Annotated in this window: 6 protein-coding genes; 5 read left to right on the plus strand and 1 reads right to left on the minus strand. The window is 73.0% G+C overall.

Translation table 11 applies throughout. From position 1 onward, the window contains the following. Positions 1-52: 52 nt before the first annotated feature. The 4 genes from ABD120_RS30655 to ABD120_RS30670 all read left to right on the plus strand — a co-directional run bounded on the left by ABD120_RS30655 (position 53) and on the right by ABD120_RS30670 (position 21401). On the plus strand, positions 53-13408 hold the full coding sequence (locus ABD120_RS30655) for an SDR family NAD(P)-dependent oxidoreductase (RefSeq protein ID WP_343953661.1): 13356 nt from the start codon (positions 53-55) through the stop codon (positions 13406-13408). Positions 13409-13439: 31 nt separating this feature from the next. Beyond that, complete coding sequence (locus tag ABD120_RS30660; protein ID WP_343953662.1) at positions 13440-19880, plus strand: type I polyketide synthase; 6441 nt, start codon at positions 13440-13442, stop codon at positions 19878-19880. A gap of 74 nt (positions 19881-19954) precedes the next feature. Next, positions 19955-20791 (plus strand): NmrA family NAD(P)-binding protein, encoded by an 837-nt coding sequence (locus tag ABD120_RS30665; RefSeq protein WP_343953663.1) that lies wholly within the window; start codon positions 19955-19957, stop codon positions 20789-20791. Between the two features lie 127 nt (positions 20792-20918). After that, on the plus strand, positions 20919-21401 hold the full coding sequence (locus ABD120_RS30670) for a YybH family protein (RefSeq protein ID WP_343953664.1): 483 nt from the start codon (positions 20919-20921) through the stop codon (positions 21399-21401). On the opposite strand, the gene ABD120_RS30675 is transcribed toward ABD120_RS30670, so the two are convergent. Next, complete coding sequence (locus ABD120_RS30675) at positions 21347-22444, minus strand: GlxA family transcriptional regulator (protein WP_343953665.1); 1098 nt, start codon at positions 22442-22444, stop codon at positions 21347-21349. The two genes, ABD120_RS30670 and ABD120_RS30675, sit on opposite strands and share 55 nt — an antisense overlap. Before the next feature lie 144 nt (positions 22445-22588). Between ABD120_RS30675 and ABD120_RS30680 the strand changes: the two genes are divergently transcribed. After that, on the plus strand, positions 22589-23485 hold the full coding sequence (locus ABD120_RS30680) for an NAD(P)-dependent oxidoreductase (RefSeq protein WP_343953666.1): 897 nt from the start codon (positions 22589-22591) through the stop codon (positions 23483-23485). Position 23486: the final 1 nt, after the last annotated feature.

Consider the following 23486-nt stretch of genomic DNA (forward strand, 5'->3'; position numbering starts at 1 on the left):
TGGGTTGGGAAAACCCGTCCGGTTTCCGGCAAGCGGAGGGCAGCCGATTTCCATGACGAGTGGTCAGCAATTCCACGGCACTCAAGAAGACGAGGCGATCGCGGTCGTCGGGATGTCCTGCCTGCTACCAGGGGCACCTGACATCGCCGCGTTCTGGGACCTGCTGCGGTCCGGGCGCGACGCGCTGACCGACATGCCCGAGCATCGCTGGGAACCGATCTCCGCCGACGCGGGCGACCCGGTGCGCAGAGGCGGTTTCCTGGACTCGGTAGCCGATTTCGACGCCGCCTTCTTCGGTATCTCGCCACGCGAAGCGCGGGTCATGGACCCGCAGCAGCGCCTGCTGCTGGAGTTGGCCTGGTCCGCACTGGAGGACGCCGGAATCGTCGCCGCCGACCTGGAGGGCAGCCCGACCTCGGTCTACGTCGGCACCGCGCGCGAGGACTACGCCGCTCTGGTCTACCGCCAGGGCTCGCCCGCGATCACCCAGCACACCAACGCGGGCGTGCACCGGGGCGTCATCGCCAACCGCATCTCCTACGCCCTCGGTCTGCGCGGCGCGAGCCTGACCGTCGACACCAGCCAGTCGTCGTCACTGGTCGCGGTGCACCTGGCCTGCGAGTCCCTGCGCTCGGGGGACTCCGCACTGGCGCTGGCCGCAGGTGTGAACCTCAACATCCTGGCCGAGACCGTGCTCGGCGCCGAGCGGTTCGGCGGGCTGTCCCCCGACGGCCGCTGCCACACCTTCGACGCCAGGGCCAACGGCTACGCGCGCGGCGAGGGGGCCGCCGTGGTCGTGCTCAAACCGCTGCGGGCGGCCATCGCCGATGGCGACCGGGTGCACGGCGTGCTGCTGGGCAGCGCGGTGAACAACGACGGCGCGACCTCCGGTCTGACGGTGCCGAGCGCGCTCGCACAGGAGCAGGTGGTGCGGACGGCGCACCGCAGAGCGGGCGTGTCCCCCGACGACGTGCAGTACGTCGAGCTGCACGGGACCGGTACCCCGGTGGGTGACCCGATCGAGGCCACCGCGCTGGGAGCGTCGATCGGCACGCGCAAGCTGTCCGGCGACCCGCTGATCGTCGGCTCGGTGAAGACCAACATCGGCCACCTGGAGGCCGCGGCGGGCATCACCGGCCTGGTGAAGACCGTGCTGGCGATCAGCAACCGGGAGCTGCCCGCGAGCCTCAACCACGAGACGCCGAACCCGGCCATCCCGTTCGGCGAGCTGAACATCTCCGTCGTCACGAGCCACTCCCCCTGGCCGCACCCGGACCGCAGGCTCGTCGCGGGGGTCAGTTCCTTCGGGATGGGCGGCACGAACTGCCACGTCGTCGTCGCGGAGGCGCCGACCGCCGAGCCCGCCCGGCCCGGCGAGCCCGGCGTCGCGGCACCGCTGCCGGTGGTCGTCTCCGGCCGCACCCCGCAGGCGCTCCGCGCGCAGGCCGAGCGGCTCAGGGCCGCCGTCGAGGCGGGCGACGCCGACGTCGCGTCCGTCGGCTGGTCCGCCCTGACCACGCGCACCCGGTTCCCCCACCGCGCCGCCGTCGTCGCCGCGGACCGCGAGGAACTGCTCGCCGGTCTGCGTGCGCTGGCGGCGGACACCCCTGCCGCCGGGCTCGTCACCGGCGTCACGTCGGGGGGCACGACTGCGGCCGTGTTCACCGGTCAGGGCGCCCAGCGGGTCGGCATGGGCATGGAGCTGCACGCCGCGTTCCCGGTCTACGCGCGGTCTTTCGACGAGGTCGCGGCGCTCATCGACCCGCACCTGGACCGCCCGTTGCGCGAGGTGATCGAGAGCGGAACGGACCTGGACCAGACCGGCTACACCCAGCCCGCGCTGTTCGCGGTCGAGGTGGCGCTGTTCCGGCTGTTCGAGTCGTGGAACCTGCGACCAGACCTCGTGATGGGTCACTCCATCGGCGAGATCGCCGCCGCCCACGTCGCGGGCGTGCTGTCCCTGTCCGACGCCGCCGCCCTCGTCTCCGCACGCGGACGCATGATGCAGGCACTGCCCGACGGCGGCGCGATGGTTGCCGTGGGGGCGACGGAGCAGCAGGTCGCCGAGTACCTGTCCGACACCGTGGCGCTCGCCGCCGTCAACGGCCCGGACGCGGTCGTGCTCTCCGGTGACGAGGACGCCGTGCTCCACGCCGCCACGCGGCTGCGGCAGGCCGGGCACAAGACCAAGCGGCTCTCGGTGAGCCACGCCTTCCACTCCCACCGCATGGACGCGATGCTCGACGCCTTCCGCGATGTCGTGTCCGGCCTGGAGTTCCATCCGCCACGGATCACGGTGGTCTCCACGGTGACCGGACAGGTCGCCCCCGCCGAACTGCTGGCGTCCCCGGAGTACTGGGTGGAGCAGGTCCGCGCGACCGTCCGCTTCAGCGACGCCGCGCGCGCCCTGGAGGCGGCGGGGGTGCGCACGGTCATCGAGTTCGGCCCGGACGACGTGTGCTCGGCCCTGGTCGCCGACAGCGTCGTCGACCGGTCGGCGGTGCGGGCGGGGTCGGTGCTGCGCAAGGGCAGGCCGGAGGCTCGTACCGTCATGGCCTCGGTCTCCCGGCTGGTCGTGTCCGGGGTCGAGTTGGAGTGGGACTCGGTCTTCGCGGGCACGAGGGCCCGCCGGCTCGACCTGCCCACCTATGCCTTCCAGCGCGAGCACCACTGGGTCACCGACGGCGTGGCCGACAGCGCCGCCCCCGCCGCGCCGCGCGTCAGCCGCGCGCCTGCCGCGCGCCCGGTCACCAGCCCGACCACCAGCCCGACCACCGGCCCGACCAGCCGCCCGATCAGCCACACGGCCGACCTGGTGACCGCGCACGTCGCCGCCGTCCTGGGCCTGGCCCCCGGCAAGGCGGTCGAGGTCGACCTGCCTTTCCGTGACCTCGGCTTCAGCTCGCTGATGACCGTGGAACTCAGTGACGGCCTCGCGGAGGCCACCGGGCTGAGCCTGCCGTCGAGCACCCTGTTCGACCACCCCACGCCGACCGCGCTGGCCGCTCACCTCGACGCCCGGCTCAGTGGCGGGGACACCGACGTCGATGAGGTCGTCACCGTCGGCTCGGACGACGAGCCGATCGCGATCGTCGGGATGGCGTGCCGCTACCCCGGCGGGGTCGCCTCGCCCGACGACCTGTGGGGGCTGGTCGTCGGCAACGGCGACGCCATCTCCGGTTTCCCCACCGACCGGGGCTGGGCCGAGGACCTCGTCGACCCCGACCCCGGCGCGTCCGGCAAGAGTTCGGTGCGCGAGGGCGGTTTCCTGCACGACGCGGGCCGCTTCGACGCCAGGTTCTTCGACATCTCCCCGCGCGAGGCGCAGGCGATGGACCCGCAACAGCGGCTGCTGCTGGAGACCACGTGGGAAGCGCTGGAGCGGGCCGGTCTTCTCCCTCGTGACCTGCGTGGCTCCCGGACCGGGGTCTTCATCGGCGCCACGACGTTCGACTACGGCCCCCGGATGGACGACGCGCCGGCGAGCGTGGAGGGGCACCTGCTGACCGGCGGGACGGCCAGCGTCATGTCCGGCCGTATCGCCTACCAGCTGGGGTTGCTCGGTCCCGCCATCACGGTGGACACCGCGTGCTCGTCGTCCCTGGTGGCGCTGCACCTGGCCGTTCAGTCGCTGCGCCGGGGCGAGACGTCGCTGGCGATCGCGGGCGGTGTGGCGGTGATGTCGACGCCGGGCATGTTCCTGGAGTTCTCCCGGCAGCAGGGCCTCGCTGCCGACGGCCGCTGCAAGGCCTTCGCCGCCGCCGCCGACGGCACCGCGTGGGCCGAGGGTGTCGGCCTGCTCGTGGTCGAGCGGCTGTCCGATGCCCGCCGCAACGGGCACCAGGTGCTCGCCGTGGTGCGCGGCTCGGCGGTCAACTCCGATGGTGCCTCCAACGGACTGACCGCACCGAGCGGCCTGGCGCAGCGGCGGGTGATCCGCCAGGCCCTCGCCGACGCCCGCCTGACCGGCGCCGACGTCGACGTGGTCGAGGCGCACGGCACCGGCACCAGCCTGGGCGACCCGATCGAGGCGGCGGCGCTGCTGGCGACCTACGGCGCCGACCGGGGTGGCCGGGAGCCGGTACTGCTCGGGTCGCTCAAGTCCAACATCGGCCACGCTCAGGCCGCGGCCGGTGTCGGCGGTGTGATCAAGCTGGTGCAGGCGATGCGCCACGGCGTCGTCCCGGCCACCCTGCACGTCGACGAGCCGACCCCGCGCGTGGACTGGTCGTCGGGCGCGGTCTCGGTGGTCACCGCGAACCGCGCCTGGCCGGTGACGGGGGGGCCGCGCCGCGCGGCGGTGTCGTCGTTCGGGATCAGCGGCACCAACGCCCACGCCATCATCGAGGTGGAGCCGGAGGCGGACCGGCCGGGCGGCGGTGACGCGTCGAGGGCGCCGTGGGTCCTGTCCGCGCCGACCGGCGAGGGCCTGCGCGCCCAGGCCGCACGGCTGCGCGAGTTCGTGCTCACGCGGCCGGACGCGCACCCGGCCGACATCGGTCTCGCGCTGGCGACCACGCGCACCCCGTTCGCCCACCGCGCGGTGGTGCTCGGTTCGACCGGACCGGACCGGCTCGACGGGCTGGCCGCCCTCGCGGGCGGGCAGGCCGCGCCCACCGTGGTGCGCGGCACAGCGCTGCCCGGCAAGACCCTGCTGATGTTCACCGGCCAGGGCGCCCAGCGAGTCGGCATGGGCGAGGAGCTGCGCGCCGCGTTCCCGGTGTTCGCCGAAGCGTTCGACGAGATCGCCGCGCACCTCGACCCGCACCTGGACCGCCGGCTGCGCGAGGTCATCGGGAGCGGGAAGGACCTGGACCAGACCGGCTACACCCAGCCCGCCCTGTTCGCGTTCGAGGTGGCGCTTCACCGCCTGGCCGCTCACCACGGCCTGGTGCCGGACCTGGTGGTCGGGCACTCGATCGGCGAACTGGCCGCCGCGCATGTGGCCGGGGTGCTCTCCGCCGAGGACGCCGCGACGCTGGTCGCCGCCAGGGGCCGGCTGATGCAGGCCGCGCGGCCGGACGGCGCGATGATCGCCATCGAGGCCGAGCCCGACGCCGTCTCCGCCTCGATCGCCGACCACGCCGGGCTGGTCGACATCGCCGCGGTGAACGGCCCGAGGGCGGTGGTGATCGCGGGTGACGCGGAGGTCGCGAGCCGCGTCGCCCGGCAGTGGAAGGACAGGGGCCACCGGGTGCGCCCGCTGCGGGTCAGCCACGCGTTCCACTCGCCGCACATGGACGGCATCCTCGACGAGTTCCGCGCGGTCGCCGAGAGCCTGACGTTCCACGCCCCCGCCATCCCGGTCATCTCCGCCGTCACCGGCGCGGTCGTGACGCCGGAACGGATCACGACCGCCGGCTACTGGGTCGACCAGATCCGCTCGGCGGTGCGGTTCCACGACGCCGTGCTGACGGCGACCGGCCTGGGCGCGACGGTGTTCGCCGAGATCGGCCCGGACGCGGTGCTGAGCGCGCTGGCACGGGAGACCGTCGAGGCCGCCGGTGCCACCGCGATCGCCGTGCCACTGGCACGCACGGACAAGCCGGAGGTCGACACCTTCGTCGCCGGGCTGGCGGGCGTACACGTCGCCGGTCCCCGACTCGACCTCACACCGTTCTTCCCGGAGGCCGTCCCCGTCGGCCTGCCGACGTACGCGTTCCAACGCGAGCACTTCTGGCTGACCTCGGGCTCGCGCCCCGACGCGCGCGGTCTCGGCCTCGACCCGGCCGGGCACCCGCTGCTCGGCGGCCTGGTGGAGGTGGCCGACGACGAGAGCGTGGTACTGACCGGCGTGCTCTCGGCCAAGACGCACCCGTGGCTCGCCGACCACGTCATCGAGGGTGTGGCCCTGTTGCCCGCGACCGCGTTCCTGGAGCTGGCGTTCGCCGCCTGCGAGCACACGGGCGCCGAGCGGGTCGCGGAGCTGACGCTGCGGGCTCCGCTGCCGCTGCCCGAGGGAGAGCCGGTACGGGTGCAGGTCAGGGTGGCCGCCGCGGGCGAATCCGGCTCCCACCGGGTCACCGTCCACGCCCGGCCGAACGGCGACGACCCGGCCGCCGCGTGGACCGAGCACGCCACGGGCCTGCTGGGACCCGCCCAGGAGAGCCCTGCCGCAGCAGTGCTCTCCTGGCCGCCTGCGGGCGCGGTGGCCGAGCCGGTCGACGACGCCTACCCGGCGCTGGCCGAACTCGGCTACGACTACGGCCCGGTGTTCCGAGGGCTGCGGTCGGTGTGGCGGGCGGGAACGGACGTCCTGGCCGAGATCGTGCTGCCGGACGCCGACCGCGACGACCGGTTCGGACTGCACCCCGCGCTGTTCGACGCGGCGCTGCACCCGCTGTTGCCCGGCGCGGCACGCGACCGTGACGAGATCCGACTGCCGTTCACCTGGGAAGGTGTCACCCTGCACACCAGCGGGGCCACCGCGGCACGGGTACGGGTGTCGCCGGTCGGCAGGGACACCGTCCGGCTGGAGCTGACCGACACCACCGGCGCGCCGGTGGTCACCGTCGAGTCACTGACCCTGCGCGGGGTTTCCCGCGCCGTGATCGGCAAGGCGGGCAAGGGCACCTCGCTGTTCGGCGTCACCTGGCCCGCGATCGCGACCTCTGACACCCCGGCGCTGACCCGAGCCGACCTGGCCGCCACGCTGGCCGCCACCGAACGCGCCGACGTCGTCGTCACCACGCTGACCGCCGGTGGCGACTCCCCGGCCGACGCGCACGAGGCCACCGCCGTGGCACTGGCGCTGGTGCGGGAGTGGCTGGCCGACCAGCGGTTCGCCGACGCCACGCTGGTGCTGGTGACCAGCGGCGCGGTCGCCGCGCTGCCCGGCGACCGGGTCGACGACCTGGCGCACGCGCCAGTGTGGGGCCTGGTCCGCTCGGCGCAGACGGAGCACCCCGGCCGCCTGGTGCTGGTCGACACGGACGGCTCGGACGACGCCCTCGTCCTCGCGGCGGCGGCGAGCGGGGAACCGCAGGTGGCCATTCGCTCGGGCAGGTTGCACGCCGCCCGCCTGTCCAGGACCGCGGGCACCCGGACCGGGCGGGTGATCGACCGCGACGGCACCGTCCTGATCACCGGAGGCACCGGCGGGCTGGGCGCCCTGGTGGCCCGGCACCTGGTCGCCGCACACGACGTGCGGCACCTGCTGCTGGTCAGCAGGCGCGGCGAGGACAGTCCCGGCTGCGCCGCGCTGGTCGACGACCTGACGGCGCTGGGCGCGCGGGTCCGGGTCGCCTCGGCCGACGCCGCCGACCGGGACGCACTCGCCGCCGCCCTGGCCCTGGTCCCGGCCGAGCACCCGCTGACCGCCGTGGTGCACACCGCGGGCGTCCTGGACGACGCGACGATCACGGCACTGACCGATGAGCAGATCACGACCGTGCTGCGGCCCAAGGTCGACGGCGCGTGGAACCTGCACACCCTGACCGCCGACGACGACCTGGCCGCGTTCGTCCTGTTCTCGTCGGTCTCCGGGATCATGGGCACGGCCGGACAGGGCAACTACGCCGCCGCGAACACCTATCTCGACGCGCTGGCGGCACACCGGGCCGCCGACGGGCTGGCCGCGACCTCGCTGGCCTGGGGCCTGTGGGGCGCGGACGCGGAGGGCATGGGCGCGGCCCTGTCCGAGGCGGACGTACTGCGCTGGACCCGTTCCGGTGTGGTCCCGCTGACGCGGGCGCAGGGCTTGGCGATGTTCGACGAGGTGCTCGGCTCGGCCGACCCCCTGATCGTGCCCGCCGCGCTGGACCTGGCGGGCGGCGGCGATCGCCCGCGCCTCTGGCACGGCCTGGTCCGGCCCAGGCGGGTGGAACGCCGGATGGCCCAGGACGACTGGGCCGCACGGATCGCCGCGCTGCCCGAAGGCGAGCGGGCACCGGCTGTGCTGGAGCTGGTGCGGGGCACGGCGGCGCTGGCACTGGGCCACGCCTCCGGCTCGGCCGTCGAGTCGGCTCGGGCGTTCAAGGACCAGGGCTTCGACTCACTGACCGCCGTCGAGCTGCGAAACCAGCTCGGCGCCGCGACAGGGGTGCGGCTGCCGTCCACCGTCGTGTTCGACCACCCGAGCCCGGAAGCGCTGACCGCGTACCTGCTGGGTCAGATGGGCGGCACCGGTGCGGCCGGTGCCGGCATCAGGGCCACCGTCGCCGACGACGATCCGATCGCGATCATCGGAATGGCATGCCACTACCCGGGCGGGGTCCGCTCGCCTGCGGACCTGTGGCGGCTGGTCGCCGACGGCACCGACGCCATCAGCGGGTTCCCGACCAACCGGGGCTGGGATCTCGAACGGCTCTACGACCCCGACCCGGAGGCGACCGGCAGCTCCTACGTCAGGGAAGGCGGCTTCCTGCACGAAGCCGACCTGTTCGACCGCGACTTCTTCGGCATCTCCCCGCGCGAGGCCACCGCCACCGACCCGCAGCAGCGGTTGCTGCTGGAGACGGCGTGGAACGCCTTCGAGAGCGCCGCGATCGACCCGGCGACCCTGCGCGGCAGCAACACCGGCGTGTTCGTCGGGGCGATGTACGACGACTACGCCGCGCACCTGCCGTCCGTGCCACCCGAGTACGAGGGCTTCCTGCTGGTGGGCAACACCTCCAGCGTGATCTCCGGTCGCCTGGCCTACACCTACGGGCTGGAAGGCCCCGCGGTCACCGTCGACACGGCGTGCTCGTCCTCGCTGGTGGCCCTGCACCTGGCCGGGCAGGCGCTGCGCTCGGGCGAGTCGGACCTGGTGCTGGCGGGCGGGGTGACGGTGATGGCCGGGCCCGGCTCGTTCGTCGAGTTCAGCAGGCAGCGCGGGCTGTCTCCCTCCGGCCGGTGCAAGTCGTTCTCCGCCGACGCCGACGGCACGGTGTGGAGCGAGGGGGTCGGCCTGCTGCTGCTGGAGCGGCTGTCGGACGCCGAGCGCAACGGGCACCGGGTACTTGCGGTGCTGCGCGGCTCCGCGATCAACCAGGACGGCGCGTCCAACGGGCTCACCGCGCCCAACGGGCCGTCGCAGGAGCGCGTGATCCAGCAGGCGCTGGCGAACGCGGGCCTGGATCCGGCCGACATCGACGTCGTCGAGGCACACGGCACCGGCACCCCGTTGGGCGACCCGATCGAGGCGCAGGCGTTGCTGGCCACCTACGGTGCCGCGCACGACGCGGCCCGGCCGCTGTGGCTGGGGTCGCTGAAGTCCAACATCGGCCACTCCCAGGCGGCGGCCGGGGTCGGCGGCGTCATCAAGATGGTCGAGGCGATGCGGCACGGGACGCTGCCGCGCACGCTGCACGCCGAGACGCCGTCCCCGCACGTGGACTGGTCGTCGGGCGCGCTCGCGCTGCTGACCGAGCAGCGGGTGTGGGAGCGTGGGAGCCGGCCGCGCCGGGCGGCGGTGTCGTCGTTCGGCATCAGCGGCACCAACGCGCATGTGATCATCGAGCAGCCGGCCCCGGTCGACACCGATGCCCCGGTCCCGGCCGGCGTGCCCGTGATCGAGCCGCCGGTGCTGCCGTGGCTGCTTTCGGGCAGCTCTGTCGCGGGTCTGCGCGCCCACGCGGCCCAGATCGGCGAACTGCTGGCCGAGGGCGACGTCGACCGGCTCGACGTCGCCCTGTCCCTGGCCACCACCCGGTCCGCTCTCACTCACCGGGGCGTGGTCGTGGCCGCCGACCGCGACGAGCTGCTGCGCGGCCTGTCCGAGCTGGCCACCGACGGCCCCAACGCGGTGCGCGGGGTCCGCGCCGAGGGCCTGACCGCATTCATGTTCACCGGCGGCGGCGCGCAGCGCGTGGGCATGGCCAAGCAGCTCTGCGCGGCGTTCCCGGTGTTCCGGGACGCGTTCCACGAGGTGGCCGACGAGTTGGACAAGGGCCTGCCCAGGCCGTTGAGGGAGGTCATCGAGACCGGCGACGAGCTGGACCAGATCGACTACACGCTGGCCGCACTGTTCGCCGTCGGGGTCGCGCTGTTCCGTCAGCTCGCGGCGTGGGGCGTGCACCCGGACTTCGTCGTCGGCCACTCCGCAGGCGAGCTGATCGCCGCGCACGTCGCCGGGGTGCTGTCCCTGCCGGACGCGGCGACACTGGTCACCTCGCGCGGTCGGCTCATGCGCGGTCTGCCCGAGGGCGGCGCGATGATCGCGATCCAGGCCACGGAGCAGGAGATCGCCGAGACGCTGCCGGCGTCCGGCAGGGCGGTCATCGGCACCATCAACAGCCCTCGGTCGGTCGTCGTCTCCGGCGACACCGACGCCACGGAGGCCGTCGCCGCGCTCTGGAAGGCGCGCGGGCGCAACACCAAGCGGCTGGCCATCAGCCGCGCGTCGCACTCGCCGAGGATGGACCCGATGTTGGAGGAGTTCCGGGCCATCGCCCAGGGACTGACCTTCCACCGCCCGAACATCCGGATCGTGTCGACGGTGACCGGCGAGGTCGAGTCCGGCGACCGGTGGTCCACCACCGACTACTGGGTGGACCAGGTGCGCCTGCCCGTGAGGTTCCTGGACGCCGTGCGCACGCTGGAGGCCAAGGGCGTCAGCACGATGCTGGAGCTGGGCCCGGACGGGGTGCTGACGGCGATGGCCGCAGCCGGGGTGGAGCACGCGGTGCCGGTCCCGGCCATGCGCAACGGCCACGACGAGCCGCGCACCCTGGTCGGGACGCTGGGTCTGCTGCACACCAGGGGCGTACGGGTGGACTGGGCGGCGTTCTTCGCCGGGATCGGGGCGAAGGTCGTCGACCTGCCCACGTACCCGTTCCAGCGTGAGCGCTACTGGCTGGAGGCCGCCGGCGGGCCGGCGGCGTACGGCCCGAGGCCGGGCGACCACCCGCTGCTGGGCGCGGCCGTCTCGTTGGCCGACACCGACGAGGTGCTGTTCACCGGTGAGGTCTCACTGGGGACGCACCCGTGGCTGGCCGAGCACACCGTGTCCGACGCCGTGGTGCTGCCCGCGTCAGCCCTGGTGGAGGCGGTCGCCTGGGCCGGTCGTGAGGTCGGCTGCCCGGTCGTGACCGAGCTGACGGTGCCGGCCGAGCTGGCGGTGCCGGAGTCGGGCTTCGCGTCGGTGCAGGCCCGCGTCGGCGAGGCGGACGAGAACGGCGCGCGCGCGGTGTCCGTGCACGCCAAAGCCACCGATGAGGAGTGGGTCACGGTGGCGACCGGTCTGCTCGCCGCCAAACCCGCAGCGGTGAGCTCGCAACAGCACATCGACGCCGCGACCGCGGTCGAAGTGCGGCTCGCCGACGAGCACACCCGGGACGCGGGCGGGTTCTGCCTGCACCCGACCCTGCTGCACGAGGCCCTGTCGCTCGCGGGCGTCACCCGTGGCCACCTGGCCTCGGCGTGGCGCGGGGTGCGGCTGTACGCCACCGGCGCCACGGTGGTGCGGGCGCTGGTCACACCGACCGGGGAGAACAGCGCATCGGTGCTGCTGACCGACGCCGGCGGGGACCCGGTCGCCGGTGTGGACTCGGTCATCTGGCGCGACCGGACATCCGCCGACCTGATCGGCGGCCCCGGCCCGGCACGGTCGCTGCACCGTCTGGAGTGGATCGCGCTGCCGCTGACCTCTGGCACGCCGCCGGTCACCTGGGCCGCCGTCGGCGGCACTCGGACCGACCTGCCGGTGTTCGCCGACATCGCCGCTTTCGCCGACTCCGGCCTGCCCGCCGAGGTGCTGCTGCTGAGCGCCGAGGCCGAGGCCGGCGACGACGTCGCGGCGCGGACGCACGCGGTCACGTCGGGCGTACTGGCGTCGCTGCGCACGTGGCTGGCCGACCAGCGGTTGGCCGAGACCCGGCTGGTGGTGCTCACACGGGGGGCCGTGGCCGCGGCCGGGTCCGACCGCTGCGACCCGGCCACCGCCGCGCTGTGGGGTCTGGTCCGCTCGGCCCAGTCGGAGAACCGGGGCCGGATCGTCCTGGTGGACACCGACACCGGAACCGCAGACCTCGCGCTGCTGGCCGCGCTGCTCGACACCGACGAGCCCGCCGTCGCCCTGCGCAGCGGCCAGGTCCTGGCGCCCCGCCTGGGCCGGGTCGACGGCGGTGCCCCGGACGGCGGCCAGGGCGCCTGGACGACCTCGGGTACGGTGCTGATCACCGGAGGCACCGGGGCGCTGGGCGCGGAGGTCGCCCGCCACCTCGTGGCCGAGCACGGCGTGCGGCGCCTGCTGCTGGTGAGCCGGTCCGGTCCGGACGCCGCGGGCGCCGAGCCGCTGCGGCGCGCGCTGGCCGGGCACGGCGCGTTCGTGGAGATCGTCGCGTGCGACGTCGCCGACCGCGACGCGCTGGCCGCGCTGCTGGCGGACATCCCGGCCGAGCACCCGCTGACCGCTGTGGTGCACGCGGCCGGAGTGCTGGACAGCAACCTGGTGACCGCGCTGGAACCCAGCCAACTGGAGTACGTACTGCGGTCCAAGGTGGACGGCGCATGGCACCTGCACGAGCTGACCGAGGGCATGGAGTTGTCCGCGTTCGTCCTCTTCTCCTCGCTCCTCGGCGTGTTCGGCGGTGCGGGGCAGGCCAACTACGCCGCGGCCAACGCGTTCCTGGACGGCCTGGCCCGGCACCGGGTGGCCCGCGGCCTGCGGGCGACCGCGCTGGGCTGGGGCCTGTGGGAGGTCGACGGCGGCATCGGCTCCGGGGTGACCGACGCCGACCTGGCCCGCTTCCGCCGCGACGGGTTCGTCCCGGTCGGGGTCGAGCACGGGCTGGCCGTGCTCGACGCCGCGCTCGGACTGCCCGACGCCGCGCTGACCGCGAGCCCCTTCGACCTGGACGCACTGCGCTCCGGCGACGACGTGGCCCCGCTGCTGCGCGGTCTGGTCCCGCCCGCCGCTCAAGCTCAGCGGGCCGGCGACGACGACGGGATGTCCCTGGCCGAGCGGCTGGCAGGGCTGCCCGCCGAAAGGCACGAGGCGACCGTCCAGAGACTGGTCGGCAGCCAGGTGGCGGTGGTTCTCGGCCTCCGCGACGCGGACGCCGTCGATCCCAGGCGGCCGTTCCTGGAGCTGGGCTTCGACTCGCTGACCGCGGTCGAGCTGCGCAACCGGCTCAGCGCGGCGGTGGGCGTGCGGCTGCCCGCCACGGTCGTGTTCGACCACCCGACGCCCGCCGCGCTGACCGCGTTCCTGCTCGACGCGATCGCCCCGGACAGCGCGGCGCAGCTCGCATCGCCGGTGCTCGCGGAGCTGGACACGCTGGAGGACGTGCTGTTCTCCGTCGGTCAGGACGACGGGCGCAGGGACACGATCACCGTGCGCCTGCAGACGATCCTCTCCCGATGGATGGAGTCGTCCGACAGCTCCGGGATCGCCGCCACCGTATCGGACACGGCCATCGAGGAGGCGTCCACCGAGGAGCTGCTGGCGTTCATCGACAACCAACTGGGCAGAGCCGACGGCTGATCGCGTCCTGACGAAAGGTTGAGAGAAGACCATGGCGGATGAGAAGAAGCTCGCCGATTACCTGAAATGGGTCACGGCGGACTTGCAGAAGGCGCGACACCGCATCACCGAGCTGGAGTCCGGACGGCAGGAGCCGGTGGCGATCGTGGGTATGGCCTGTCGCTACCCCGGCGGGATCGCATCGGCCGACGACCTCTGGCAGCTCGTGCTCGACGGCCGGGACGCGATCTCGGAGTTCCCGACCGACCGGGGCTGGGACCTGGACCGGCTGTTCGACGAGGACCCGGAAGCCCCCGGCACGACCTACACCCGCTCGGGCGGGTTCCTCGACGGCGCCACCGAGTTCGACGCGGAGTTCTTCGGGATCTCCCCGCGCGAGGCGGTGTCGATGGACCCGCAGCAGCGGGTGGTGCTGGAGGCCGCGTGGGAAACCTTCGAGGCGGCGGGCATCGACCCGACCGGGCTCAAGGGCGACGACGTCGGCGTGTTCGTCGGCGCGGTCGAGCAGACCTACCTCGGCCTGCGTGGACCGGCCGAGCTGGAGGGCTACCTGATCACCGGGAAGCTCACCAGCGTGGTGTCCGGCCGGGTCGCGTACTCGTTCGGTTTCGAGGGACCCGCGGTCACCGTCGACACCGCGTGCTCGTCGTCACTGGTCGCGCTGCACATCGCCGCCCAGTCCGTGCGCTCCGGTGAGTCGAGCCTGGCGCTGGCGGGCGGCGTGACGATCAGCGCGACCCCCGGCGGGTTCGTGGATTTCTCCCGCCAGCGCGGCCTCGCCGCCGACGGCCGGTGCAAGTCGTTCGCCGCGGCGGCCGACGGCACCAGTTGGTCCGAGGGTGTCGGCCTGGTCCTGCTGGAGCGGCTGTCGGACGCCGAGCGCAACGGGCACCGGGTACTTGCGGTGCTGCGCGGCTCCGCGATCAACCAGGACGGCGCGTCCAACGGGCTCACCGCGCCCAACGGGCCGTCGCAGGAGCGGGTCATCCGCAGGGCGCTGGCCGAGGCCCGGCTGACGGCGTCCGATGTCGACGCGGTGGAGGCGCACGGCACCGGGACCAGGCTGGGCGACCCGATCGAGGCGCAGGCGTTGCTGGCCACCTACGGTGCCGCGCACGACGCGGCCCGGCCGCTGTGGCTGGGGTCGCTGAAGTCCAACATCGGCCACGCTGTGGCCGCGTCCGGCATCGGCGGCGTCATCAAGATCGTGCAGGCGATCCGGCACGGGGTGCTGCCCAGGACGATGCACGTCGACGAGCCCACGCCGCTGGTCGACTGGGCCCGCGGCGGCGTCGAGCTGCTCACCGAGCAGCGGCCGTGGCCGGAGACGGGCAGGCCGCGCCGAGCGGCGGTGTCGTCCTTCGGGGTCAGCGGCACCAACGCGCACGTGATCCTGGAGCAGGCGCCGGACAGCGGCGGGGAGCCCGGGCGGGAGGCGCCCCTGCCGGTGGTGCCGTGGCCGCTGTCGGCGAAGTCCCCGCGCGCGACCAGGGCCCAGGCGGAGCGGCTGCTGTCGTTCGCCGAGCGGAACCCGGCGCTGTCGGCCGAGCGGATCGCGCAGTCGCTGGCCACGACCCGCGCCGCGCTGGACCATCGCGCGGTCGTGGTGGGCACCGACCGCGAGGGCCTGCTGACCGGGCTGCGCGCGCTGGCCGGGGACACGGAGACCGTTCCGGTGGCGTCCGCGCGCCAGGGCGGGCTCGGGCTGCTGTTCACCGGCCAGGGGTCGCAGCGCGCCGGCATGGGTCTGGAGCTGTGCGCGGCGTTCCCGGTGTTCGCCGAGGCGTTCGACGCGGTGTGCGCCGCCGTCGACCCGCACCTGGACCGCCCGCTGCGGCAGGTGATCGCCGAAGGCGACCGGCTCGGCGAGACCCGCTACGCCCAACCGGCGCTGTTCGCCTTCGAGGTGGCCACCGCACGGCTGGTGATGTCGTGGGGGATGCGGCCGGGCGTGCTGGTCGGCCATTCCATCGGCGAGCTGGCCGCCGCGCACCTGGCCGGGGTGCTGTCGCTGCACGACGGCGCCGCTGTGGTCACCGCACGGGGCAGGCTGATGCAGCGGCTGCCCGCCGGCGGGGTCATGGTCGCGCTGCGGGCCACCCCGGACGAGGTCTCGCCGCTGCTGAAGGGCTACGAGAGCCGCGTCGGCATCGCCGCGGTCAACGGGCCGTCGGCTGTAGTCGTTTCCGGAGACGAGGACGTGGTCACCGGGATCGCCGCCACTGTGGCGTCCTGGGGCCGCTCGACCAAGCGGCTCGCCGTCAGCCACGCCTTCCACTCCCCCCTGATGGAGCCGATGCTGGCCGAGTTCGGCGAAGTCGTGCGCGCGGTCACCTTCACCGCGCCGGCCATCCCGATCATCTCCACGGTCACCGGTGAGGTCGCGGACGCGGACACGCTGTGCTCCCCCGAGTACTGGATCGACCAGGCGCGCAGGCCGGTGCGCTTCCTCGATGCCGTGCACCGCCTCGCCGACCAGGGTGTCACGGCGACGCTGGAGGTCGGCCCTGGAGCCGCACTGACCGCGCTGGTCGGCGACGGCCTCGACGGCAGGGCCGGGGTCACGGCGGTCGCCGGCACCCGGACCAGCGGTTCCGAGCCTCTGGAGCTGGTCGACGCGGTGGGCCGGCTGTGGGCGGCGGGGATCGCGGTCGACTGGGCCGCCTACCTGGCCCCGGCCGGTGCGACGGCAGGCCCGCTGCCCAGCTACGCGTTCCAGCGCCGGCGCTACTGGCTGGCGCCCGCCGCGATGCGGGGCGACGACCCGGCCGGGCCGGTGTCGGACCATCCGCTGCTGGGGGACCCGGTCGAGGTCGCCGGCCGGGACGAGGTTCTGATCTCCGGCGCGCTGTCGACGTCCGTCGCGCCGTGGCTGGGTGAGCATCGCCTGTTCGGCAGCCAGGTCGTCCCATCCTCGGTGTTGCTGGAGATGGTGGTGCGGGCCGGGGACGAGGTCGGCTGCCCGCACGTCGAAGAGCTGGTGATGTGCGAGCAGGTGGTGCTGCCGGAGCGGGCCAGGCTGCGCGTGCAGCTCACCGTGGACGCCCCGGACGGCGCGGGCAGACGGCGGATCAGCGTGCACACCGGCGCGGACGAGGATCGCCCCGTGTGGACGCCGGCCGCCCACGGGGTGCTCAGTCCCCGCCGGAACGCCGAGGAAGACCTGAGCGAGTGGCCGCCGCCCGGCGCCGAGCCACTGGACGCCGACCTGCTGCTGCGGCACCGCGCCGACGCCGGGTTCGCCCTCGGCCCGATCTTCTCAGGGCTGCCGGCCGCGTGGCGGCGCGACGGCGAGCTGTTCGCGGAGGTACGGCTGCCCGCCGACACCGACGCGGACGGGTTCAGCGTGCACCCCGCGTTGCTCGACGCCGCGCTGCACCCCGCCGCGCTGCTCACCGGGCGCCCCGGCGTCGTGGCGGAGTGGCGTGGCGTGACCGTGCACGCGGTGGGCGCCACCGCCGCCAGAGTGCGGGTCACCCCGGCCGGGAACGGCGCGGTGTCGGTGCTGCTGGCCGACGCGTCGGGCGCCCCGCTGGCCAGTGCGGAGGCCGTGGTCACCCGACGCGCGAGCGAGGACGAGGTCGGCGCCGCACTGGCCCGTCCAGGTGAGGCGCTGTTCCGCGTGGCGTGGACCCCGGTCATCCCGGCCGGGATGACCGGCCGGGCCGGGCCGGCCGTGTTGGAGACCGGCCACGGCGGCCTGCCGTGGCCGCTGCGGTTCGCCGGGGTCGGCGAGGCGCTGTCCGCCGCCGGGACGTTCACCGGCCTGGTCGCGCCGCTGATGTTCGCCACAGAGGACGACGTAGAGGACGACGCGGCGGGCACGGTCGCCGACCGGGCCCAGACCGCCGTCCTGCAAGCGTTGGAACTGGTACGCGCCTGGAACGACGACGAGCGCTCCGCCGAGGTCCCGCTGATCTTCCTGACCCGGCGCGCGATCGACGCCGCCGATACGCCGATCGACCTGGCCGCGGCTCCGGTCTGGGGCCTGCTGCGCTCCGCGCAGTCGGAGATGCCCGGCCGGTTCCGGCTGATCGACATCGACGACGACCCGGCGTCGATGTCGGCGCTGCCCGCCGCGATCGCCACGGGGGAGGCGCAACTGGCCGTGCGCGCGGGCTCGGTGGCCGTGCCCAGGCTGGCCCGGCTCGCGCCAGGGCGCGCGGCGTCACCGTGGCGGCCGGGCGGCACGGTGCTGATCACCGGTGGGACCGGCGCGCTGGGCGCATTTTTCGCCAGGCACCTTGTCCGTGTGCACGGCGTCACCGACCTGCTGCTGGTCAGCCGGAACGGCCCGGCCGCGCAGGGAGCGGGAGACCTCGCCGACGAGTTGGCCGCTCTCGGCGCGCGGGTGACGATCACCGCGTGCGATGCCGCCGACCGGGAGGAACTCGCCTCGGTGCTGGCTTCCATCCCCGCCGCGCACCGGCTCATCGGTGTCGTGCACACGGCGGGCGTCCTGGACGATGGCATGATCGGCTCCCTGGACGCCGACCAGGTCGCCAGGGTGCTGCGGCCCAAGGTGCACGCCGCGTGGAACCTGCACGAGCTGACCAAGGACATGGACCTGTCGGCGTTCGTGCTGTTCTCCTCTGTCGCCGGTGTCATCGGCGGTTCGGGCCAAGGCGCCTATGCTGCGGCGAACACCTTCCTCGACGCGCTGGCCGCGCACCGGGCGGGCGCCGGGCTCTCGGCGACCTCGCTGGTGTGGGGCCTGTGGTCACAGGTGGGCGGTATGGGCGGCAACCTCAACGACGCCGATCTCAAGCGCATCGCCCGCACCGGGCTGCTGCCGATCACCCCTGACGACGGCCCCGGCCTGTTCGACGCCGCGCTGCGGACCGGTCGTCCGGCCCCGGTCGTGACGTCGCTGGACATGCGCGCGCTGGCCGCCCGACCCACCACGGTGCCGCTGCTGTTCACCGCCCTGGCCAGGATCACGTCCCGACGGGCGACCCGGGGGGCGGGCGAGGCCGAGCCGCTGGAACGGCGGCTGGCCGGGCAGTCCGAGCAGCGACGGCGGGAGATCGTGGGCGAGCTGGTCCGCGCAGAGGTCGCGTCGGTCCTGGGCCACGCCGACGCCTCCGCGATCGGTGCCGACCAGTTCTTCGTCGATCTCGGCTTCGACTCGCTGATCTCGGTGGAACTGCGCAACCGGCTGGCCGCGCACATCGGCACGCGACTGTCCGCCTCGCTGGTGTTCGAGCACCCGACGCCCGCCGCGCTGACCGAGTTCCTCTGTGCCACGGCGCGCGCAACGGTCACCGGCGGGGACGACGCCGTCGCGGGCACGGACTTCGCCGACGAGGTGGTGCTCGACGACGACGTGGTCGCCGCAGACACCGTGGTCACCGTCGCCACCGATCCCAGGGAGGTCCTGCTGACCGGAGCCAGTGGGTTCCTCGGAGCGTTCCTGCTGCGCGACCTCGTGCGCGACACCGACGCGGTCGTGCACTGCCTGGTGCGCGGCGCCGACCAGGCCGACGCGGAGCGCAGGCTGCGGGAGAACCTGGAGTGGTACGAGGTTGCGGGCGAGGTCGACCCGGCCAGGGTCGTCGTGCACGTCGGCGACCTCACCTCCTCCCGGCTCGGCCTGGGCGAGCAGGTGTTCGACGACCTCGCTCGTCGGGTCGACGCCGTCTTCCACGCCGGGGCGACGGTGAGCTGGCTGCGCCCGTACCCGGATCTGAAGAGCTCCAACGTGACCGGCACCGTCGAGGTGCTGCGGCTGGCCGCGCGCCACCGCACGGTCCCGGTGCACTACGTGTCGACCACGGGCGTGTTCGCCGCGTCGGAGGACAACGAGCCAGTGGGTGTCACCGCCACGACCGGTCCCGCGCACCTGCTGCGCAACGGCTACCTTCAGAGTAAGTGGGTGGCGGAGGGCGTGCTCGGGATCGCCCGAGCCCGCGGTATCCCCGTGTCGGTCTACCGGGTCGACGTGGTGTGCGGGGAGCGCGACAGCGGTGCGTGCCAGACCAAGGACTTCGTCTGGCTCAGCCTCAAGGGCATGCTCCAGGCCGGCGTGGTCCCGGACCGGCTGCCCGGCCGGGTGCACCTGGTCCCGGTGGACTACGTCAGCGGGGCGATCACCACGCTGGCCACCCGCGAGTCCTCCACGAACGGCACCTTCCACCTGTTCAACGAGCAGTCGCAGTCGTTCGGCGATCTCGTCGACCACCTGCGGGCGATCGGCTACGACCTGCCCGAGACCGACTGGGACGCCTGGCGCGCGACCGTCGACGCCGACCGGGAGAACGCGATCACCCCGCTGTTCGACTCGTTCGAGGAGATCAACTCCGTGGGCGCGGGGCCGACCTACCCCCCGATGGACGTCTCGGACACGGAGAAGGCGCTGGCGGGCAGCGGGATCGTGTGCCCGCCCGTCGACCGGGCGCTGTTCGGCAGATACGTGGACTTCTTCGTCCGCAGCGGCTACTTCCCCGCTCCGGGGAGTTCGATGTCCGCCTGACGATATCCCCGAGGGTTACCGAACTGAGAAACGGTCGCGGGGGTGGGGGATTCGCTCATGCTTGGATGAGACGCATGAGCGAATCCCCCATTCTCGTCCTCGGCGGCACGGGCAAGACGGGCGCCAGGGTCGCACGCCGGCTCACCGAGCTCGGTCACCTGCCCAGAATCGCCTCGCGTTCCAGCGCGACCCGCTTCGACTGGCACGACAGCTCCACCTGGCCTGCCGCAGTCGACGGCATGAAGGCCGTGTACGTCGTCGACGAGCAGGGCGCCGACGCCGCGACTATGCTCACCGACTTCCTCGGCACGGCCACCACCGCGGGCGTCGAGCGCCTGGTGCTGCTCTCCGCACGCCCCTTCACGAAGAGGTCCGACGAGCCGAGCCTGTTCCGCGTCGAGGACGTGGTGAGCGGCTCTGGACTCGGCTGGACGATCCTGCGCCCCACCTGGTTCTGCCAGAACTTCAGCGAACCCAATTTCCTCTGCACGGAGATCGCCGAGGGCGAGCTGCGGGTCACCACCCGCGAGGGTACCGAGCCCTTCATCGATGCTGAGGACATCGCCGCCGTCGCTGTGGCCGCGCTGACCGAGGACGGCCACGACGAGGCCGTGTACGAGCTGTCCGGACCTCGGTTGATGACCTTCGGCGAGGTCGTCGCCGAGATCTCCGCCGCGTCCGGCCGTGAGGTTCGCCTCAGCGTGCTCTCCCGCGAGGAGTACGCCCGGCATCTCGTGGGCCGGGGCCACGCACGAGAGCTGGCCGACTACGTCAATCGGCTCTTCGACGCCATCGACGACGGGGCGACCGCGTACCTGTCCGACGGCGTGGAGAAGGTCACCGGCCGCAAGGCACGGGATTTCTCGGAGTATGCCGCCTCCGTCGACTGGACAAAGGTCTTCCCCGGCTGACGAAAGCGGCAATCGGATCTCGGCATGGTGTCAACGGGGTAATCGCTGCCGCTCTCGACGAAGTACGGCAGCGATTACCTGACTGCGATCGGCCGCTACTCGACGGACGGTAGCGTCCACATCGGCGTTGCCCGACATCGCGCCGAAAACATCCGATACCAAGAACGGGAGTGGGCTCACCATGGCCTTCGAAAAACACGCCCTGGCCAGTGATATCGACACGCACCAGGAAATGTTCAACGTGGCGTTCAACGCGGGCGACGCGGATGCCGTCAACGCCTTGTACGTCGACGACGCAGTCGGCATGTGGGAGCCCGGAAAGCCGGTCGCGGGCCAGGAGCGCAGGGATTACGTCAAGCACTTCATCGCGACCCGCAACGCGACCGTCGAGGCGACCGTGCACCAGAAGATGGTCCACGGCGACACCGCCATGGTGGTGGTCGAGTGGACGATGGACACCACCAGGGACGGCAAGCCGGAGAAGCTCGGCGGCCTGGCGGTCGACGTGTTGCAGCGTGGCGCGGACGGCGGCTGGCGGTACGTGATCGACAACGCCTACGCAGGCAACGGTCCTTGGCCGGCGGAAAGCTCCTGGCCGGCAGAGGGCTGACAGGACCCGGGCGCCGACGACCGCGTCAGCGGGGTCGGCGCCGGTTCGGCGGCTCTGCGGGCGCGGGCTCCGGCACTGAGCGAGTGCCGGTAGTCGGTGGGCGTGACGCCGAAGTGTGTGGTGAAGTGCCTGCGCAGGTTGGCCGCGGTGCCCAGGCCGCTGGCCTCGCTGACCCGCTCGATCGGCAGGTCGGTGGTCTCCAACAGGCTCTGCGCGCGGGACAGGCGCTGATTGAGCAGCCACTTCAGCGGGGTGAGGCCGGTGGTCGCCTGGAGCTTGCGGAAGAAGGTGCGGTTGCTCATGCCCGCCTGCTTCGCCATCGCGTCGATGGTGAGGGGCTGGTCGAGGTTGCGCGAGGCCCAGTCCATCGTCATCGCGAGGGTGTCGTCGTCGCTGTCGGGGACGGACAGGTCGACGAACTGCGCCTGCCCACCGGGACGGTGACCGGCCACGACCATCCGGCGGGCCAACTGGCCGGCCACATAGGCGCCCAGGTCGCGACGCACCAGGTGCAGGCACAGGTCCAAGCCCGCGCTCATGCCCGCACTGGTGAGGACATTGCCGTCGTCGACGTAGAGCACGGTGTCCTCGACCTGGACCTCCGGGTAGCGCTTGGCCAGATCGGAGGTGTGCATCCAGTGCGTGGTGGCCCTGCGGCCGTCGAGCAGGCCCGCCTCGGCGAGGGCGAACGCCCCGGTGCACATCGACGCCATCCGCGCGCCCGCCCTGGCCGCCTCGCGCAGCGCGTCCACGAAGTCCGACGGCAGTGGAGCGCTGCCCTGCAGCACGTAGTACGGAACCGAGGGAACGATGACGGTGTCGGCGACGACCAGGTCGTCGAGCCCATGCGCCGTGCGCACGGAGAACCCGCGCGCCGCAGGCTGGTTCCCGTTCACCGCGCAAAGCTTCAATTCATACCAGGGATTAGCCAGGTCGTATTGCGGGTCACCGAAGACCGCGTTCGCGATGGCGGTCTCGTAAATCTCGCAGACCTGCATGTCGGTGCCGTTGATCACAGCGATCGCGATCGCGCCCGGACTCATGATTGCGAGTCTATGGCACGAATCGTTCGAAGATGGTCAGATCCGCCGCTGGTCGGGCCACCCCTGCCGATGAAACCGTTGAAGTCCACCGAACAACCACATCGCGTCACCCCAATGGGCGCGGACCGAACAGGAGTGAATGTGATGTCCAACCCCAATGCCGCCCAAGCGCCGGTCACCGTCATCGGTCTGGGCCTGATGGGTCAGGCATTGGCTGCCGCGTTCCTCGGGAGCGGGCACCCGACCACCGTGTGGAACCGCTCGGCCGCCAAGGCCGACGAGCTCGTCGCCAAGGGCGCGGTCCTGGCGCCCTCGGTCAAGGACGCCGTCGAGGCGAGCCCGCTGATCGTCATCTGCGTCTCGGACTACGATGCCGTGCACCAGCTGCTCGACCCGGAGGTGGGTTCGCTGGCGGGCCGCACGCTGGTCAACATGACCAGCGCCAGCTCGTCACAGGCCAGGGACATGTCGAAGTGGGCGGTGGAGCACAAGGTCGGCGCGTACATCGACAGCGCGATCATGGCCATCCCGCCCGCGATCGCCACCGACGAGGCCATGCTGCTGTACTGCGGTCCGAAGTCGGCCTTCGACGAGCACGAGCAGACCCTCAAGGCGGTGGCCCCCGCGGCGACCACCTACATGGGTGAGGACCATGGTCTCGCCTCCCTCTACGACGTCTCCCTGCTCACCATGATGTGGGGCGTCGAGAACAGCTTCCTGCACGGTGTCGCGCTGCTGGGCACCGCAGGCGTGAAGGCCACCGAGTACCTGCCGATGGCCAAGGCGCTCGCCGAGATGTCGCTGGGCTTCATCGAGGCCTACGCCGCGCAGATCGACGCGGGCGAGTGGCCCGCGGAGGACTCCACCATCGATACGCACGTCGATGCGATGGACCACCTGCTCGACGAGAGCAAGGAGCTGGGGGTCAACACCGAGTGGCCCGCGCTCATCACGGCGTTGGGCAAGCGCGCGATCGCCGAAGGTCACGGGCTCGCCAGTTACGCCGCGATGGTCGAGGTGTTCCGCAAGCCCTCGGCCTGAG

The sequence above is a fragment of the Nonomuraea longicatena genome (assembly GCF_039525605.1).
Lineage (GTDB): Bacteria > Actinomycetota > Actinomycetes > Streptosporangiales > Streptosporangiaceae > Nonomuraea > Nonomuraea longicatena.

Excerpts from the sequence above, each read along its gene's own strand:
- ABD120_RS30655 (WP_343953661.1), top strand. The coding sequence starts at position 53 with ATGACGAGTGGTCAGCAATTCCACGGCACTCAAGAAGACGAGGCGATC.
- ABD120_RS30660 (WP_343953662.1), top strand. The coding sequence starts at position 13,440 with ATGGCGGATGAGAAGAAGCTCGCCGATTACCTGAAATGGGTCACGGCG.
- ABD120_RS30665 (WP_343953663.1), top strand. The coding sequence starts at position 19,955 with ATGAGCGAATCCCCCATTCTCGTCCTCGGCGGCACGGGCAAGACGGGC.
- ABD120_RS30675 (WP_343953665.1), bottom strand. The coding sequence starts at position 22,444 with ATGAGTCCGGGCGCGATCGCGATCGCTGTGATCAACGGCACCGACATG.
- ABD120_RS30680 (WP_343953666.1), top strand. The coding sequence starts at position 22,589 with ATGTCCAACCCCAATGCCGCCCAAGCGCCGGTCACCGTCATCGGTCTG.